This window comes from Fictibacillus sp. B-59209, assembly GCF_036216745.1.
Classification (GTDB): Bacteria; Bacillota; Bacilli; order Bacillales; family Fictibacillaceae; genus Fictibacillus_C; species Fictibacillus_C marinisediminis.
In genome coordinates this window covers 43,482-61,752 of the sequence record NZ_JARMMC010000001.1, presented here as the reverse complement: position 1 = coordinate 61,752, position 18,271 = coordinate 43,482, and the positions used below count along the sequence as shown (strand labels likewise).

At 47.2% G+C, this 18,271-nt stretch carries 20 protein-coding genes; 4 read left to right on the top strand and 16 right to left on the bottom strand.

Annotated features, from left to right (window positions below):
- Positions 1-74 precede the first annotated feature (74 nt).
- Positions 75-854, top strand: coding sequence for an HAD-IIA family hydrolase (locus tag P4361_RS00305; RefSeq protein ID WP_328087710.1), 780 nt, complete (start codon positions 75-77; stop codon positions 852-854).
- A gap of 67 nt (positions 855-921) precedes the next feature.
- Here the strand turns inward: P4361_RS00305 and P4361_RS00300 are convergent, their stop codons facing one another.
- Positions 922-1,866, bottom strand: coding sequence for a nucleoside hydrolase (locus P4361_RS00300; RefSeq protein ID WP_328087709.1), 945 nt, complete (start codon positions 1,864-1,866; stop codon positions 922-924).
- Positions 1,867-2,047: 181 nt separating this feature from the next.
- On the bottom strand, positions 2,048-2,629 hold the full coding sequence (locus tag P4361_RS00295) for a VanZ family protein (protein ID WP_328087707.1): 582 nt from the start codon (positions 2,627-2,629) through the stop codon (positions 2,048-2,050).
- Between the two features lie 204 nt (positions 2,630-2,833).
- On the opposite strand from P4361_RS00295, the gene P4361_RS00290 reads away from it, so the two are divergent.
- Positions 2,834-2,962 carry a hypothetical protein gene (locus P4361_RS00290; protein ID WP_328087706.1) on the top strand — a complete coding sequence of 43 codons (129 nt, stop codon included), beginning with the start codon at positions 2,834-2,836 and terminating at the stop codon, positions 2,960-2,962.
- A 65-nt stretch (positions 2,963-3,027) separates the two neighbouring features.
- Here P4361_RS00290 and P4361_RS00285 read toward each other — a convergent pair whose 3' ends face one another.
- Positions 3,028-3,156: a hypothetical protein gene (locus tag P4361_RS00285; RefSeq protein WP_255357588.1), complete on the bottom strand. Its 129-nt coding sequence runs from the start codon at positions 3,154-3,156 to the stop codon at positions 3,028-3,030.
- Between the two features lie 146 nt (positions 3,157-3,302).
- On the opposite strand from P4361_RS00285, the gene P4361_RS00280 reads away from it, so the two are divergent.
- Positions 3,303-3,776 (top strand): hypothetical protein, encoded by a 474-nt coding sequence (locus tag P4361_RS00280; RefSeq protein ID WP_062237521.1) that lies wholly within the window; start codon positions 3,303-3,305, stop codon positions 3,774-3,776.
- Here the strand turns inward: P4361_RS00280 and P4361_RS00275 are convergent.
- Positions 3,755-4,720: a nuclease-related domain-containing protein gene (locus tag P4361_RS00275; RefSeq protein ID WP_328087704.1), complete on the bottom strand. Its 966-nt coding sequence runs from the start codon at positions 4,718-4,720 to the stop codon at positions 3,755-3,757. The two genes, P4361_RS00280 and P4361_RS00275, sit on opposite strands and share 22 nt — an antisense overlap.
- Positions 4,721-4,967: 247 nt before the next feature.
- Positions 4,968-5,825 carry a tryptophan 2,3-dioxygenase gene (gene kynA, locus P4361_RS00270; protein ID WP_328087702.1) on the bottom strand — a complete coding sequence of 286 codons (858 nt, stop codon included), beginning with the start codon at positions 5,823-5,825 and terminating at the stop codon, positions 4,968-4,970.
- A 149-nt stretch (positions 5,826-5,974) separates the two neighbouring features.
- Between kynA and larC the strand changes: the two genes are divergently transcribed.
- Positions 5,975-6,457 carry a nickel insertion protein gene (larC, locus tag P4361_RS00265; protein ID WP_328087701.1) on the top strand — a complete coding sequence of 161 codons (483 nt, stop codon included), beginning with the start codon at positions 5,975-5,977 and terminating at the stop codon, positions 6,455-6,457.
- A gap of 15 nt (positions 6,458-6,472) precedes the next feature.
- On the opposite strand, the gene P4361_RS00260 is transcribed toward larC, so the two are convergent.
- The 11 genes from P4361_RS00260 to P4361_RS00210 form a co-directional block, all read right to left on the bottom strand.
- A complete protein-coding gene (locus P4361_RS00260; protein ID WP_328087698.1) occupies positions 6,473-7,099 on the bottom strand; it encodes a sulfite exporter TauE/SafE family protein in 627 nt (208 codons plus the stop codon).
- Between the two features lie 26 nt (positions 7,100-7,125).
- Entirely contained in the window at positions 7,126-8,019 is an 894-nt protein-coding gene (locus P4361_RS00255) for a fumarylacetoacetate hydrolase family protein (protein WP_328087696.1), read from the bottom strand.
- Between the two features lie 86 nt (positions 8,020-8,105).
- Positions 8,106-9,572, bottom strand: a complete 1,467-nt coding sequence (gene gucD, locus P4361_RS00250) for an alpha-ketoglutaric semialdehyde dehydrogenase GucD (protein WP_328087695.1) — start codon at positions 9,570-9,572, stop codon at positions 8,106-8,108.
- Between the two features lie 198 nt (positions 9,573-9,770).
- A complete protein-coding gene (locus P4361_RS00245; RefSeq protein WP_328087694.1) occupies positions 9,771-10,946 on the bottom strand; it encodes a UxaA family hydrolase in 1,176 nt (391 codons plus the stop codon).
- On the bottom strand, positions 10,930-11,238 hold the full coding sequence (locus P4361_RS00240; protein WP_425590209.1) for a UxaA family hydrolase: 309 nt from the start codon (positions 11,236-11,238) through the stop codon (positions 10,930-10,932). The genes P4361_RS00245 and P4361_RS00240 overlap by 17 nt, the downstream gene beginning before the upstream one ends.
- A gap of 165 nt (positions 11,239-11,403) precedes the next feature.
- Positions 11,404-12,306, bottom strand: a complete 903-nt coding sequence (locus P4361_RS00235; RefSeq protein ID WP_328087692.1) for a fumarylacetoacetate hydrolase family protein — start codon at positions 12,304-12,306, stop codon at positions 11,404-11,406.
- An 82-nt stretch (positions 12,307-12,388) separates the two neighbouring features.
- A complete protein-coding gene (locus P4361_RS00230) occupies positions 12,389-13,162 on the bottom strand; it encodes an IclR family transcriptional regulator (RefSeq protein WP_062237503.1) in 774 nt (257 codons plus the stop codon).
- Between the two features lie 81 nt (positions 13,163-13,243).
- Positions 13,244-13,918, bottom strand: coding sequence for a bifunctional 4-hydroxy-2-oxoglutarate aldolase/2-dehydro-3-deoxy-phosphogluconate aldolase (locus P4361_RS00225; RefSeq protein WP_328087690.1), 675 nt, complete (start codon positions 13,916-13,918; stop codon positions 13,244-13,246).
- A gap of 18 nt (positions 13,919-13,936) precedes the next feature.
- The gene (locus P4361_RS00220; protein ID WP_328087689.1) at positions 13,937-14,875 is read right to left on the bottom strand and encodes a sugar kinase; all 939 of its coding nucleotides are present in this window, start codon (positions 14,873-14,875) and stop codon (positions 13,937-13,939) included.
- Positions 14,863-15,813, bottom strand: coding sequence for a U32 family peptidase (locus P4361_RS00215; RefSeq protein WP_053356817.1), 951 nt, complete (start codon positions 15,811-15,813; stop codon positions 14,863-14,865). Before P4361_RS00215 ends, P4361_RS00220 begins: the two co-directional genes overlap by 13 nt.
- Positions 15,814-16,076: 263 nt before the next feature.
- Positions 16,077-18,266, bottom strand: coding sequence for a dihydroxy-acid dehydratase (locus tag P4361_RS00210; RefSeq protein WP_328087688.1), 2,190 nt, complete (start codon positions 18,264-18,266; stop codon positions 16,077-16,079).
- Positions 18,267-18,271 lie beyond the last annotated feature (5 nt).

Genomic DNA, 18,271 nt, shown 5'->3' with positions numbered 1-18,271 from the left:
CTTACTAACATCTGCCCTTTGCATATACTATTCCAAGTCTGATGAGGAAAATTTGCGGCAGGAAGGTGATAGCCATGGTGAGAGGCTATATTTTTGACTTGGATGGAACGGTGTATCTCGGTGACCGCCTCATTCCCGGTTCGGCAGAAGCCATTCATCACCTGAAAACACGGGGCGACAAAGTTTTGTTCGTAACCAATAAATCGATCGCGACACGTCAGGATTATGTGAGGAAGCTTAGGAAACTCGGCATTGAGGTTTCGTTGCAGGAAGTCATCAATTCCAATTACATTGCCGCTATGTATCTAAATGAAGTACTTGTTCCCGGAGAGAAGGTCCTTGCTCTCGGGGAAGCTCCCCTCCTATCAGAACTTCAGGAGTTCGTCATCCCTTTGACCGAAAATCCTGCAGAGGCAGCTTATGTAGTGCTGGGCTGGGACCGGGAATTTAACTATGAAAAATTGAATCTTGCATTTCAGGCCTGTCTTCATCAGGCAAAGGTGATCGCGACCAATCCTGACCGGACATGTCCCATGGAAAATAACCAGCAGCTGCCTGACTGCGGTGCCATGATCGGCGCATTGGAAGGAGCCACAGGAAAACCTATTGATCTGGTCGTCGGCAAGCCGTCCAGCTATCTGGCGGAGGTGGCCGTGAAAAAGATACTATTACTTGAATATGAGAATTGTTATATGATCGGTGACCGGCTGGAAACGGACATTAAGATGGCCAATGAAAGCGGAATGAACAGCGTCCTCGTCTTAACCGGCATTTCCAACAGAGAGATGGCAGCCACCTCCCCCTACAAACCAAAGTATATACTGGAAAGCATTAAGGACATTACCAGCTTGTAGTCAAACAGAAAACCTCAACCCCTGTAGGCTCTTGACCTCCAGTGTTCAGGAGCTATTTTTATGTTCTTCAAGACCGCATAACGGTATAAACATCCTTTAAAAACGCATCGTAGTCCATATCATAAGCAATAATGGAAAAATCATTTTCACTCGGATTAATGACCGGATGCTCCCTAAAATCAGCAACGGTGATACCTTTTCCGAAAATGGACGAGTTTTCAACAATCTGGACATTCCGTTCGACATACTTAAAAATCGACGGATTGACAAGAGCACTGACGGGTACCAGGTCATGAATAGGAGCTCCCCTCAGGCCAGGGCGTTCCTTTTTATAAAAGGTATAATAAAACTCATAAATCCGGCGAAGAAAATGTCCCGTAGAGTCTTCAGAGCCTTTTATCAAAGATTGAACAAATTGGGGAGTAGCAATTGCTTTTTCCGTCACGTTAAGCGGAAATAATCTTACGGCTAAAGGACTCGTATGATTAATCACGATACTTGCTGAGGTGGGGTCGCCAAAAATATTGGCTTCGGCATATGGTGTGACATTGCCCCGTACAAGAAAGGCACCGCCCATCACATAGATGTTTTGAACCAGATTCAATAACTCCGGATGTAAAATAAAGGCCATCGCCAGCGAAGTAAGCCGGCCAATATTGACGATCGAGACAGGCTCCGTCGATTCTTTAATAACGGTAAAAATATTGCTGAAATTATATAAGACTTTAGGCATCTCTTCAGGTATAACCGTACCCAGGCCTTCCGTTCCATGAACATAAGGAAAAAATTCAGGCTCCGTACCCAGCACAGGCCGGCTTGCTCCAGAAATAATCGGGATATGATCTGAGTTCGTCATCGTTAAAATGTATTGGGCATTTCGGATCGCCCTGTCCCTTGAAACATTCCCATAGTCCGCAACAATACCGATCACCTTGATCTGGGGATGCTTCAACGCATAAATAAGAGCAAACGCATCATCTATCCCTAAATCGGTAAAAAACAAGACATTCATGGTACTCCCCCTAACGCCCTGATACTTAACCATTTTTATCTTATGTATCGATACAGCCGTCAGTTACTGCACACAAAAACACCCATTTTCTCTGGTTGCAACAGGAAAATGGGCATTGTGCAAAATGAAAGGCGGGCGCAGGTTTTAAACGATTGTTTAAATATTAGGAAGGGAAAAGCAGCTAGCTGCTAAGACGCTTCTCCTTCCTATTCTTCAACAGGACCATCATCCTGCCAATCCTGTAACACACAAACCCGAGCAACCCGGCGATCGTATTTAAGATTAAGTCATCCACATCAATGCTCCTGCTCATTTCAAGGAGCCTGAAAAAGCCTAAAGTCAGCTGAAGCAACTCGATGAAAAAACTCGTTAAAAATACTCCGGCGGTGACTCTTTTCCAGGAACCTTTCTTAAATAATACAGGCAGGTAGATGCCCATCGGAAACAGCAGCAGCACATTTAAAAATGACAGCTTGACCGAGTTCCAAAAGAACCAGTCAAATCCATTATTCTTATAATCCTGGTACCAATCTGACAAAAAGTGAAAAGGCACAGACTGCAAAAGAAGCTGAAAAGGCTGGTCTGATCGGGGAACAACAATGCCTCCGGTAACCAGCTGAAGTACATTTATGATGTAAAAAAGGAAGGAATAAAAAATAATCCGATGCAACAGCCTCTTCTTCTTATGAAGAAACATGTCCACCACAACAAATAAAAGCAAAAACACAGACCCGAGCCAGGCCAAATCCACTACCCTGTACACCACAACACGTCCCTTTCTAATCTGATCCCCATGTCAGTTTAGCATATTTTTACAAATGCTTGATTACTCCTTAAACACTCGTTTAAAATACAACAAAATACCGTGGTCGTTGCCAGTACAAAAAGTGTCGGCTTGTCCTTGGTACTAACCTTTCTATTCGGCTCTCTCGGCATGTTTTATTCTACAATCGCAGGTGCCATTATCATGCTGATTATTGAAGGAGTTGTCGGTGTCCTCACACTGGGATTCAGCTTGTTGATCACCCATCCCATCTGCATGATCTGGGGAGCCTTCGCAGCCCATAACTACAATAAACGGCTGCTGAATCATTAAGTTTTTTATTTTTGATCTATCGGTTACGAGCAGCACATTGCTGCGCTGCCCCCCCGTTCTCCTGACTACTGCAGCTCATCACTCGCTTTAGGCTGTGTGAAGAAAAAAATAAAGATAATTAAGGGCAGGGCCAGCAGGAAAACACCCGTCGCAGAGGGTTTAACTGTTGGAATATCCGTTAATGAAAGAGCCACCTTATCACTCCTTTTTGGGAGATTCTATCCACTATATTGCGCAGACAAGTTATCCGTACACTTTTTCAAAGAAATGTTCACTTCAGGTTGTCTCGAATTCCCATCGCCTAGTTGCTTGAATAGGATAGTGGGTGAGGTGTGACGACATGGGGAAAACAGCTGAACAGATTGAAAACGAGCTGCAAATTATAGGGGCGCTTCAGCGGGGATTGAATTTGGCAACAGCGGCCTTGCTGCTGACTGGACAAATTACGATCATCGGGGTATTCGTAACACCAGGTGGTTTTCGCCCATCTTTAGCGGGGCCATTAACCGGAGACACACGCCTGGAGGGTATTAATGGCAACCAGGCTGCCACCACTCTTATTGATGTGATTGACATCGGCCTCGCCATCCTCCTGATTGCCGACCAGATCCGTGTGACCGGAAGCTTCATCGGTTCCGCGCGCTTCACCATCAACGTCAGCGGACCCATTTTCGGCGTTCCAAAACCTGTCCCCACCCTTCCCTCCATCAGGCGTGAGTCCGCGTTCTTCCAAAAGGTCGTTTCCAGGCATTTTAATGTGGATCCGGCAGTTTTTAAGCAGGGAATGCCCTTTCATAAAGGGAGTGACAAATAATATTTCCTATCTTTAAAGCTTCCTGAATGCGGAACGTTAAGGGACAAAAGTAACCGTTTTGCAGCACTTGTAGAGGATAATTGAAGAAACTCTTTTAGTTTTCTATTCGTAATCTCAGATCCTAATAAAAGGAAATAATCTTCAAGCGCGGTATAATGCATTAATTTGTCATAATGATCACAATTCATACATTTCCATCCTTGTCTGGACCTGGACATGGAAAAGCTCAAGCAGACAGGGCATAGTATACCTTTGAGAATCTCCTGATAGGAAATTTGAAAGCGGTTAAGGATATCGGCGTCATGCGGATATTCATTTTTGATAAGCAGATTTGTTAAATACTGAATTTCTGTTTCCGTGACAGCATCCTTTTTGTATCGTTTTTCAAGATCTTTAATGAGTTCAATGAGGTTAGAAAGGTGAGTAACTTTTCGTGAGACTCCAGTTGAGGAAGATCTGATGAGGGTATGCGGGCTGCTTACTACAACGATGGTTTCAATAGGGATTTGGTGGCGAAATCCCATGGAGGAAAGCCATGTTTGAAGCTGGGTTTTATGACGTGCAACCTGAAGGATCGGGTCAGGAAATGCTTCCTCTTTATCCATTGAAGTTCGTATAAGCTGTTTAAATTCCTGATCAAACTGGAGAGTACCAGAGAAGTTCTTTACTTCTAAAATAAGAAGGAAATGCGGGGAGATCAGAAGGGTGTCTATTTGAAAAAAATGAGAGCCATCATAAAGTCTAAGATCAAACAAAATAATATACTTATTTGGGGGCAGATAACTTAATGAATATTCTACAGACCGCTCTCCTCGATATCCAGCCATTCTCCTGGCCAGCTGCCGTTCGATCTCACTTCGTTGAGGATGATTGGATGGCAATCTTCGAAGTAAAGCCTCTAACTTTCTTATAATCAGCGGTACTTTTAGCTCCTTTACAATCAAATCAATCACATCCTTTTACATAATTTTAGAGAAGGCCTCTCTTCTGAGAAGAGTGGCCAATTTATTTTTTTAGGCTTACTGGCGCGTTTGGACTTTTTACTGGCGCAGTCAAGGAAAGTACTGGCGTATATGCGATATTTACTGGCGCGTTCACCAAAATTGCTGGCGCATAAGCGATATTTACTGGCGGCACTGAATTCCGACCTCTCTGAGGCACCTCATTTCTCCTTCAATTCTCCCCAAACTCCTACAACTCCGTACGAATATCCCACAGTTCCGGGAAGAACCGCTGGTCGAGCACCTTCTTCAAATAACCGACACCAGATGAACCGCCAGTGCCCATCTTAAACCCTATGATTCTCTCAACCGTCTTCATGTGGCGGAATCGCCATTGCTGAAGCCAGTCTTCAATATCTACGAGTTTCTCAGCGAGCTCGTACAGATCCCAATATTGATTTGGATTACGGTAGACGGTGATCCATGCCTGATGGACCGAGTCATTCTCTTGATACGTGCGCGTCAGGTCACGATTCAGCACTTCCTCATCAATCGCCAATCCCGCTTTGTTCAGCGCCCGAATCGCCACATCATACAATCCCGGAGCTTCATAAGCCTTCTTCAACTCAACTAACAGCTCAGGATCCTTTTCATAGATCTTCAGCACATGCGGCGTCTTATAACCGAGTGCGAACTCGATCATCCGATATTGATACGACTGGAAGCCGGACGCCTGGCCAAGCGAATCACGGAACTCCATGTACTCTGAAGGTGTCATTGTGGAAAGCACGTCCCACGCCTGAATGATCTGCGACTGGGTTTTTGATACTCTTGCCAGCTTTTTGAACGCACTGGACAAGTCATCGTTCGTGATCGATTCAATCGCCGAGTGCATTTCGTGCAGAATGAGCTTCATCCACAGCTCGCTCACCTGGTGAATAACGATGAACAGCACCTCGTCATGATGGCCGGACAGCCGGCGCTGTGCCGATAAGATTTTATCAAGCTGTAAATATTCGCCGTACGTCATATTATTTTTAAAATCCGTATGGATGTTCGTCTCCGTGCTTGTTGCATTCACATCTGGCTGATCATTTTTGTTCAGCATGCAGAATCCCCCTTTATCCTGTTAACGCTTTCATTTATCCCTTCTCATCATACCTTATCCTGCCAGAACATGACCACATACTTTTATTAAACAGTCGTTTAATTGCTATAATGAAAACAACAGTACATAGAGAAAAGGAGCCAGGCCATATGAATAATTTTTCGTCCCAGCACGCTCATGAACAGCTCGATCACGAAATGGTCATGATCGAAGTGAATCTAGATGACTGCAGCAGTGAAGTTCTCGCTTATACGATGGATCAACTGCTCGCTGCCGGTGCCAATGATGTGTATTATACGTCCATCTATATGAAAAAAAACCGCCCGGCGTATAAACTGTCTGTGCTTACCTCCCCAACCAAACAGCAAAAACTGGAGAAGATCATTTTTAGAGAAACGACCAGCTTTGGCCTTCGATTTTTTCCAGTATCCTGCCACCGTCTCGGAAGGGAATTCTGCAAAGCAAAAACACAATGGGGAGAGGTTTCTGTCAAGATCGGAATCTATCAAGGAGAGCGTATTAAGTTTTCACCCGAATTTGAGGAGTGCAGGGCTCTTGCTGAAAAGCACAACCTCCCTCTGCAACTGATTTATGACGAGGCGAAATCCATCGCGATCAGCCAAAACAAATAAAAAAATCCCGCCCTTTTAAGAAAGGAACAGGATCTCACAGAGATAATAGATTCCAAAGATGACGCTCAGTATACCGGTGCTTCGCGTTAATAACAGATTAAGCTTCTTATGGTCTGAAGCCCAGGAATAAGGCATGCCGATCAGCAGTGTAGCGAGCACCATGCTAAAGAGTGTTCCGGCACCAAAAACAAGTAGATACAAAAAGCCCATATACTTGTCCTCAATCGTGCTCAGGAATAAATAAGCGACACCGGTACTCCCTGCAAGGCCATGCAATAAACCAACAATAAGCGGCCTCAGCATCCATCTGTTTTTTTCACGGGATGCAGCATGTTCATGTGTCTTTCCCAAGCTCAAAGAGTAGAACGCCTTTACTCCGAGGTAAATGATCATGACGCCTACAATGCCCTCAAGGAGCTTTTCAACAGAATGAGAGATTAGGAGGTTGAAATAAATAATAGCGCTGCCAATCACAAGGATGGTCGTCATATGCCCGACACCCCACCAGGCACCAATAAGTGCGGAAAACCGGGCTTTCTTCTTTTCACTGACGATCGTCGTCACCGCCACAATGTGGTCCGGATCAAGGGCATGCTTTAATCCGAGCAGCAGCGCCATGACTAAAATGGTTGTAAACTCCATATGTAATCTCCTATTCTCTTTTTTGCTTATTTTCTCATAATTGTCGTTAATTTACCAAGCCCTTCTACCTCCACGGTAACCTCATCTCCGTCCTTGAGCCAGAATCTTTCGCCATCCGGTTCACCCATAATCACGCCTTCAGGGGTACCCGTTAAAATAAGATCGCCGGGATAGAGGGTCATATGCTGTGAAACATAGCTGATGATCTCTTCACAGGAAAAAACCATATCAGCCGTATTGGAATCTTGGCGTACCGTTCCATTTAAGACTGTTTTCAACCCTAATTGATTAGGATCCTCTATCTCATCACTGCTCACAAGATAAGGCCCGGCTGGACTGAAGCCATCACACGTTTTACCGAGCAGCCATTGTCCTGTTTTAAACTGAAGATCCCTTGCCGACAGGTCATTGGCCGTGCAATAGCCATAAACATAATTTCTCGCTTCGTCCACTTCCACCTTACTGGCTGTTTTCCCAATCACCAGGCCCAGTTCAACTTCGTAATCTACCTGAAGAGAGCGCTCTGGTATTTTCACTTCCTGAAGATGTCCCGCCAGGGCGTTGCTGAACTTACTGAAAAGGATAGGTGTTTCAGGCAATGCCATGTTGGACTCTTCGGCGTGCTTTTTATAATTTAGTCCGACACAAATGATCTTCTGCGGAGAAACGACACAAGGGCCGAGCGTAAGGGAATCCTCGGGATAAAACACGCCTTCACGAGACGCAAGCTCCGTATCTGCCAGTCTTTGAAGAGCCTCTTTCCCCTTTTCTCCCTGTAAAATCAGCTCATCAACGGTAACTGGAATGCCTTCAGTATCCGCCATCCTCAAACGCACGGCTTCCTTTACGTCCAATATGCCCCCCTCGGTTTTAACCCCAAGCGTCCATTCTCCATCCTTTTTAAACGTTAATGTTTTCATTTGCAATGCTCCTTTTTAAATGAAATAGGGGGCTTTCCAGAAAGTCGAAAATTGACNNACAGACTTCTTGGACAGCCCAATCTTTATTATCCTTTGACAAACACGGTTTTGATTGATGTGTAGAATTCAATGGCTGCCTGTCCTTGTTCTCTGGAATGAGAGCTTGACTGCTTCATGCCGCCGAATGGCGCCTGCAGTTCCACACCAGCCGTTTCTGCGTTAATCCGTACAAGACCCGCATCCATATCATTGATGAAAGAGAGCATGTGGCTGATGTTGGTCGTGTAGATGGAAGCACTTAAGCCATATTCCACATCGTTCGCAAGCTCGATCGCTTCTTCCAGCGTACTTACTTTAATTAATGCAAGTACAGGTCCAAAGATTTCTTCCTGAGAGATGGCCATGCCCGTCTCTACATTTTCAAAGATAGCCGGTTCCACATAAAAGCCGTCTTTTGTATCAGCTTCGGTAAGCTGACGTCCGCCATAAACGAGCGAAGCCCCTTCTGCCTGTCCTTTTTCAATATATGACAATACGGTTTCAAGCTGTTTTTCGCTCGCACAAGGGCCCATCCATGTTTCTCCGTCAAGTCCAGGACCCACCTTGAGCTCTCTAACTTTAGCCAGTAATTTTTCTTTGAAAGATTCGTAGACATCCTCGTGGATGATGACCCTGCTCGTCGCTGTGCATTTTTGCCCCGTTGAGCGAAGTCCTCCGCTGATCGTACCGTCTACGGCAAGATCAAGGTCTGCATCTGCTGCAATAATAACCGGGTTCTTTCCGCCCATTTCAAGCTGATATTTGGCTCCGCGTGAGAGCGCGGCCTGTCCGATCGCTTTTCCTGTAGCATTCGAACCGGTAAAAGTAATTCCATTCACATCAGGGTGATCCACGATCGCCTGTCCGACCACAGAGCCGGTGCCTGTCACCATGTTTACAACTCCGGCAGGAATTCCCGCTTCAGCGAGGCATTCGATGACCTTAACGGCGGTGACAGCTGCTTCTTGTGCCGGTTTAATTACAATCGCGTTTCCGTAGATGAGGCCAGGCGCCATTTTCCAAATGGGAATTGCGACCGGGAAGTTCCAAGGCGAGATGACGCCAACAACTCCGAGAGGCACTCTCGTCGTAAACATGAGTGCTTCACTGTCGCTAGAAGGAATTACATCACCGGTCTTGCGCATCCCTTCGCCTGCATAATAGCGAAGGATGGCAACGCCCCTTAACGTTTCCCCTTTTGCCTCAGCTAGGGTTTTTCCCATCTCGTTCGTCATCGTCTCTGCGATTTCATCCGCCCGGCTTTCCATGATGCTTGCGGCTTTATACAGGAATTCTCCGCGTGCCGCTCCGGAAAGCTTCTTCCACGCCGCTTGTGCGCGTTTAGCAGCAGCTACGGCTTGATCGACATCTTCCTGCCCCGAACGCTGAACGCGGCCTACTGTTTCATTTTTATTGGCGGGGTTGATGCAAGGGATCGTTTCATTCGTGGACGCTTCCACCCATTCACCGTTCACATAGTTCAGAAAGGTTTTCACTTGTGTTTGTACCGTCATTGTTCATCTCTCCCTTTTATTATTCAGGCTTGGTTAAAACATGTAGCTGAATTTCTTATATTTTGGACATCGCATACTGATGCTTGAAATGAATCGCTTGAAAAGCAGATGGGAAAAAGCTTGCTTTAACCCTTCTGCTTTTCAGAAGGCGGTTCAATCACCCCCTCCTAAAAACAACACCATTGACTAGCAGCCCTATTAAAACGTCGGCCCGATTCTCCAAATACCAAAGTCATGCTGTTTCAGCACTTCCGATTTTGTCAGTTTCCCTGAAGATACCTCTTTGATCTCGTCAAAAATCCGTCTGCCGGCCGCTTGAATCGTTTCTTCTCCTTCAATGATGGTTCCGGCATTAAGGTCCATGTTGTCCCTCATCTTTTCAAACATGGCAGTGTTCGTTGAAATCTTAATAACTGGAGCAATCGGCGATCCTGTCGGCGTGCCGCGTCCGCTCGTAAAAAGAACGACCTGTGCTCCTCCAGCGACCATTCCTGTCAGCTGCTCAATGTCATGTCCGGGGGTATCCATCCAAACAAGACCCTTTTTTGTCGGGTACTCTGCATAATCAATGAGTTCCTGAAGTGGCCTGCTGCCGGATTTATTGGACGCGCCAAGTGACTTTTCTTCAAGTGAACTGAGGCCGCCTTCAATGTTTCCGGGACTGGGATTACCGGTTCGGATATCGACTCCCATAAGGATGGCTCTGCTTTCCATCTTTTCAATCACTTCATACACCCGCTTGGCTACCTTTTCATTTACGGCTCTTTTCGCCAATAAATGTTCCGCCCCGATCAGTTCGGTCGTCTCTGCCAGAATGGCTGTTCCGCCGGCATCCACAACGAGGTCACTGACCACCCCAACTGCAGGGTTTGCTGAAAGGCCGGAGCAGGCGTCCGATCCTCCGCACTCGGTGCCGATGATCAATTCACTGAAATCAAAGGGTTCCCTGCGCTGTGCGGAGGCGTCCTGAACCATTTTTGCCGCTGCCCTTGCTCCCTCAGCGATCGTCATCAAAGTTCCGCCATGATCCTGAATGGAAACAACCTCCACCGGTTTGCCGCTCTTGGCAATTTCGCCGGCAACACTTCTTGCCTGATGGGTCTCACAGCCAAGTCCAAGAACCACCACACCATAAACGTTCGGGTTCAGCCCCATCCCGACATACGTGCGAAACGTCTGATCATAATCCTCCCCCACCTGTGCACAGCCGTGCTGATGGATAAAGCTCACTGTTCCCTGCACCAGTTCCGTAATTTGTTTTGCCGCCTGGGTGGCGCACGTAATCGTAGGCAAGATCAGCACATGATTGCGCACGCCTACTTTCCCGTCCGGCCGCCTGTATCCAAGCAGGTCCGTGTTAAGCTCCGGATTCAACTTTATCTCCCCTTCCTCTTATGCCTTCCAGATTATGAACGTGAACATGCTCTCCTATTCCAATATCAGCAACCGCCCGGCCAATGACTTCGCCGTATTTCAAGATCTCCTCGCCTTGTCCAATGGCCTTTACCGCGAATTTGTGGCCAAAACGAATGTCGTGTTTCAGTTCCACCTCTTGTTCTTTGTCTTCACATCGGACATGGAGCAGTGCCCCTTGCGGAAGATCCATTAAGGCGATCGCCACATGATCAAGCGGCTTCATCATGATCGTTTTATAGTTCATAGCCATATACCTCCTTTTAAGAAAAACGCAAGCCCCGGCTAAGCGCTGGAACTCTTTACGCGCGGGTTCATGGTATTTACGCGCTGCTATGGGAAAAATACGCCCCACTCTCATTGAAATACACGCCAATTACCAAATGGGACCTCCCTGAAAATTCAGTCTTTTTAAGGTTTAGCGAGCTGCTGCAATCTTGCTTTCCTGCTTTTTCACCGGGTTGTTCAAAACACCGATCGAAGAAATCTCAATCTCAATCCGGTCGCCGTCCTTTAAGGTAAAGTCGTTAGGAGGCACAATGCATGTACCTGTCAGTAAAACCGTTCCGTCAAACAAGTCGTTGTCACGGGCAAGAAACTCTACCAGCTCATCAAATCGTCTCTTCAGCTGCTTCGTATTCGCCGTTCCATCCACTATTCTTTCCTCCGCCCTGTAGATCCGGCACGCGAGATCAAAGGAATACGGATCGTCTACCGCATCAGCCAGTAAGATGACCGGACCGATGGCACACGAATGCTTCCAAACCTTGGCCTGGGGTAAATACAGAGGATTTTCACCCTCGATGTCACGGCAGCTCATATCGTTCCCCGCCGTATACCCGAGCACCTTTCCGCTCTTGCTCAGCACAAGCCCAAGCTCCGGTTCAGGAATCTGCCAGTCGGAATCACTGCGCAAATAGACGGGCTGTCCAGGGCCAACCGTTCTTGCTGCCGTTGACTTAAAGAAGATTTCCGGGCGTTCTGCTTCGTATACTTTGTCGTAAAACGTGTCTGCATCCAATTTTCCTGCGGTGGCTTCATAATTTCTGGCGTCCTTGCTCTTCTCATACGTCACACCAGATGCCCATACTTCCGGTGCCGTAATCGGAACGGCCAGCTGGAGCTGCTCCAGTGTTTCTTCGATCGGCTCCTGCCCTGCGATCAGATCTTGAACATAGTGAAGCGGAGTTTTCCCTGATTGTTCAGAGGCATAGATCAAATCCATAAAGTCAGGATAAGGGAGATCATAGATTCTTTCATCACTTGCCAGCGCCGCCAGAGTGTAAGTCCCTTTTTCTCTTTCGTAACGTAAAATTCGCATTGGTCGCTCTCCTTTTGTTTTATATTATAAAACCTTGTTCTCGTTATTAGGCACACTCCTGCAATACGGAGTGCCGACAGGATCAGCTGGAAGAGGCTTTTACACCGAACCCGAGCTCATGTGAGATTTTATCTGCCGTATCCTTCAGCATACTGACAACCTCGTTTACCGTTTTTTTATTGATCCGGTGAACCGGCTGTGACATGCTGATAGCGGCAATGACGTTCCCCGAGTGATCCCTGACCGGTACGGCAATGCAGGATACTCCTGGTTCATTTTCCTGGTTATCGACGGCATAGCCTTCTTCTTTTACTTTAACCAGCTCTTCCAGGAAATCTTTTTCATTCGTAATCGTTTTAGGAGTCTGGCTGATGTACTCATAATCTTTCAGGATAGATGCCAGCTCGTCCTGGCCTTTAAAAGCGACGAGCGCTTTTCCGACAGCACTGCAGTGAACAGGAATCCTGCGCCCGATTCTGGAGTATAGAATAGTAGCCGCAGAACCTTCTACCTTATCAATGTAAACGCCTTCTTTTCCGTCTAAAATAACGAGATGGATCGTGTTCCCCGTTTGCATTGAAAGTTCCATTAAATGCTTTTTAGCGACAGAACGGATGTCCAGATTATGAATGACAAAGTTCCCGCGTTCGAACAGCTTCATCCCAAGCTTGTATTTTCCGTTTTCCAGGTTTTGTTCAATATATCGATAGTGCTGCAATGTTTTTAATAGCGAATGGACGGTGCTTTTATGAAGATTCATTCTTGAACTGATATCCGTAATCTTCAATTCGGTCTCATATTCATCAAAAAGATCCAGGATTCGAAGTGCACGGTCTACGGACTGAATAATTGGCATTTTTCAATCACCCTTTAAAAGAAGTTTAGTAGGTTTGTCTTTTTCCTAATAGTAACATACCTCATATTGGAAAGACTCTAATTAACGCATATTGTCAGAGAGGGAGAGTGATTGGCGTGCACCATTAACGATGGAAACAAATTGCTCAGCGGTTCGCTGAATACGGGTATAATCTTTTGTTTGAACAGCTTCAGCATGGACGAGGCTGCCTCCTACCCCAACTGCAGCAGCACCCGCCTCGATATAGGAAGCTGCATTATCAAGGTGGATTCCCCCTGTTGGAACAACTGGTACGTGCGGAAAAGGAGCTTTGACGTCTTTTACATATTGAGCACCTAAAACAGAGGCAGGGAACAGCTTCACCATATCAGCTCCCCATTCAATGGCTTGAATCATTTCTGAAGGGGTCATAACTCCCGGCATCACCACTTTTCCATAGCGGAGCGCCATTCGGATAACCTCCTCATGCAAGGATGGACTAAATAAGAACTCTGCACCGCTTTGAATGGCGAGTCTCGCAGATTCACTGTCAATCACCGTACCCGCCCCAACGATCGCACGGCCTTTCAGCTGATCAGACAACTCCTCTATCACAAGGAAGGCGTCTGGAGAATCGACCGTTACTTCAATGGCACTGACTCCTCCGTCTACTAGACTTTCAGCGATAGGAATGATTTGTCCTCTCGGCATTCGGCGTATCACTGTTATAATGCCGCTTTCCGTTAATTCCTGAAGCAATTTCACTTTTGGCAGCATGCGATGCCTCCTTTTTCCTCATCTAAGGATTTCCTCATTATCCCGTATGATTTGTTCAAAATACGGGTAGCCCTCCACATCTCCAGAAACGGTTACAGCATAGGCACCTACACGATTCCCCAGCCTCACAGCCTCCTGATACGTCCATCCTCTTAACAGACCCGAAAGAAAACCTGCAGCAAAACCGTCTCCCGCCCCAATGGGATCCACCATGCGTGAAACAGGGAAACCTTCTACATATCCCCTTTCACTGCCATTATCATAATAGGCTCCTTCAGCTCCTAATTTCACAACAACGGCTTTGCTCCCATTCTTCAAAAGCATCCGGGCAGCTTCTTCAGGCTGAGATTTGCCGGTCATTAAAATCCCTTCTTCTATTCCTGGAAGAACAATATCACATCGAGAAGCGATTTCCATTAAGGTTTCTTTTGCCTGTTCCTTACTCCAAAGCTTCAACCGGATATTAGGGTCAAAAACAACCATAACTCCGTGCCGTTTTGCCATCGCAATGGCATGGAAAACCAAATCTCGGCAGCTGTCGCTTAACGCCGGAGTAATTCCCGTTACATGCAGATACTTTGCCTTGGATAGATAGTCTTCGTCCAAGTCTTCCGGAGACATTCTGCTGGCCGCGGAACCTGAACGGTAATAGTAGACCTTTGGTTCTTGTTCTGTACGTTTTCCTTTAAAAAAAATGGCTGTTGATCTTGTTTGGTCAAACACTACTCTGGAGGTGTCCACTCCTTCCCCTCTGATAAAATTCCGGACATATATTCCAAAGTCATCATTCCCCAGTCTGCTTATCCATCCTGCTTGATGTCCCAGTCTCGAGAGAGCGATGGCAACATTGGATTCTGCTCCTCCGATCGTTTTTTCAAATTGTCCCGCAAAGCGGAGAGGGACCGCTGATGATGGATGGAAGAGCACCATCGTTTCGCCAAACGTTACGACGTCCATACTTTTTCACCGTGCACTGGGGTGGCAATGCCTTCTGCTCCCCTTTTTGAAACCTTTAAATGAGGAGCATACCGCTTAATCATTTCAAGTCCGAGCTTGGCTCTTCTTACTCGCTCTTTTGATAGAGCAATTGAGGTCGATTCAAGGTGGGAACCTGAAGGATAAATGTTCGGTGCGTTCCGCAAGCCGAATTTGATATAAACGGGAGCTGCTACACGGATGATTTCTGGTATTTCATAGTGCCGGATAAACCCGCCTACATCGTCCGGTACCTCTACATAAATATCAATCGGAAGATCAACAGCCTGCCTGATCGCAGCTAACCTGGACAGTGTGAGATCGGTAGGAACATTATAGGTTCCGGCCCCAATCTGTTCCATTAGCCGGATGGAAACGGGGTTAGCCTGGGCTACCTGCACCGAAACCTTCACAATAAGGTCTCCCGGCAGTTCACCCATTTTCTTAAACTCGTTCACCAGCCAAAGCAATCCTTCATCCGCCACCAGGATGCTCCTGATTCCGGCATTGCATGCTCTCTTTATATCCTCAATGGAATAAACGAGCTGATCCATTCCCTGAACGCGCAGGCCGGCTATTTTTCCGGCGCTTGCCCATTGCATGGCTGATACATCCCACGTTCCCCTCGGCCCTACAAACAAACTAACCTCAAGGTTTTCCCGCTTGCCGATGGCTGACATCTGTTCGAGTTCTTCATCCGTCAGCAGCATGATGCCGCTTCCCTGCGAAATCCGGTGAATGTCCACCTCATATTGCTCACAAGCTTCAACGACTGCTTCAAAAGAAGCCGGCCCTTCCACACTTGGAATCTCCACCCGATACTGTGCGCCATCAGGGAAAGTTTTTGTTGAATCCGGCAGTTCATGACAGTCTCGTCCTGGAAACCCCAGTTTCTCAATCGCGTTTCTTGTCTGTTCCAACCTGCATTCCACCTTTCCGTTTTTAGTAAAGGCTGTTTTCGTAACCTTTGTTGCCTTTGGGAGTGGTTAATTTCCGTTTCAGGCCGCTCCCTTTCCGCGGGGCGTGCGCTGAACCCCTCGGCGCAAGCGCCTGCGAGTTTCACCTGTCACGCTCGTCCCGCAGGAGTGTCGCACCTTCCACTCCAATCAACTTGTCAACGAAGCTCTTTACAAAAATGTTCCCAAAGCAACAATCTTTTAGAAAAGAGCCTTAGTAAAAGGACTTAATGTTTAGCCAGTTTCAGGGAGACTACATCTTTGGTGTAATCAAGGTCAGCTTCTTCAAACACTTGCAGCGGGACAACTCCGTGCGCTGCATCCGTATGGCTAGTCAGTCGATTGCTCGCCGCAACCATCCGCTGGCGTTTGCGGATTGCTGCCATCCTGCTTTCAGCCAAGGCTTTCCGATGCTGCCGTATGTGATCAAACTCAAAGACCAGCTCACCTTTTTGAAAAGAAGCTTCCTCCATGAACTGAATGTTTCGTTCTCGAAAATCGAGGAACAGAACATCTCCTGTCTGGAGGTAAAGAATCCCGCCGTCTTCCTTCGCTTCAGGCGTCATGTGGCCGACAGCAGCTCCATATGTTACGCCTGAGTAGCGTCCATCACTGATGAGCGTCGCCAGCTTTTTCAGCTTCCTGCTGGCGTTAATATGCTGCATCGGAGTAAACATCTCCGGCATGCCGAAAGCCACAGGGCCTTGACCCGATACGACAACGGCGAGTTTTAAAATACTTTCTTCCACCAGGGCATCAAACAATGGGTCATAGGAAAGGTCTGCATAAGCTGAATAACGCTCTGGAGCGTTCTGCTTCAGAACCGCAATCAAGTTTTCATGGGAAAACAGCCGGTCCTTTCGGAGCTTTTCAATCAATTCATCATCAAGCAGACCTTGATTCGCATCCTCTTCATTTTCATAATAAAGAACAAAAGCTGCCTTTTTATCAAACTCATCGAGCTGCCGGGTGGTCATCCCGCTGATTTTCACGACAGCACTTTCGAAAAAATTCCCGGTCAGTACATCCACTCCGCTGTATGGGCGGCGCGGCTTAGAAAGGATGACAGGGTTCTGCGCAATCCTTTCGATCGGGCTCTTCCCTTCCTTCTCCAGCCGGTCGCGCCAGCTTGTTCCAGTTACAGTCGGCGCATCCACATCCATCGGAACTCCGTTCTGGAGCAGTTCATAAAACAGCGACTCCATGCCCCGGCTGTTGCCTGAGCAGCATTGCATCGCCAGGGCAAAAATATCCCTGCCCTGAGTAAGGCTGTAATCAAACAAATCGGGTACCGGCACTTCATGGTGGATCCTGTCCAGTTCATGAAGACTGAACGTGTAGCCGCCATACAGCATGCCCGCTACAATATGCATCATCAGGTTGGTGGATCCTCCTGAAGCACTGTGAATACGAACCGCGTTTTTGATATTTGCCGCCAAGATATTCGAAACTCCAAAGGCCGGCTGATTGATCATGACAGAAAGTGCGTCCAATGCCGTATTAATCTGCTCCTGCGAAGGCGGATCGGTCAGAAGCTCCAGTTCTGGATGGACCAGACCCATCCCGGCTACTAAATGACGGGAGCTGTTTCCTGTTCCATTAAATGCGCATACGCCGCCGAGCCCGTCACACGTATTGACCGCAAGGCGCTTTTCGTAATCATCGTGGGCCGCCTGGGTTATGAACCCTCTTTCTTTCGCCCGCTGAAGCACTCCTTGAAAGGCAGTGTTGGATGAGCATTGAAGGATGTAGGCCATGGCATCCCGAAGATCAAAGGCAATATCCTCAGCTCCCCTTTCCTCTGCAGTTTTTGCCACTGATTCAAGCTCCTCAAATAAATCTGCAGGAATTGTTCCACCCTGCAAGACATGAGCCGGTGCGAATGTCGCAAAAAAAGGAGCCTCTCCCCTGTAATTACGGATGCGGTCCAGATGAGCCAGGGCGCTTACAACCCCAAGCGGCTGTTTATCACAGCCCTGAATAACAAAGGCGCCATGATAGCTATGTGCCTCAATCTGATTCACTACCATTTCCGCCACCGCATTTCTGCTTTGAAGAGAATAGCTCATCCCCTGGTTGCTTTGAGCCGTTCCATCACACATGACAGGGGTTGAGAAATAGAAGGGAACACCGCCATTCTGCCATATCCGCAAAGCTGCTCTGGAAGACGTCTGAAAGTCCATGATATGTGCCGGATGGTCTGAAGAACCTCCAATAATAGCGATCCTCGGCGCATTCTCATGAAGACGATTGTAGATCTCCTCCAGGGTCCAGTCCGGCGCTTCTCCTTCATAAGAGTGTCCGATGATCTGCTTTGACCGGTCCAGGAGGCCTGCAACACAGATCGGCTCATTGGCCTTTCCCTGAACATTGTCACGATAAGGGTTATATGTATTGTGAATGTAAGGATATTTCATTTTAT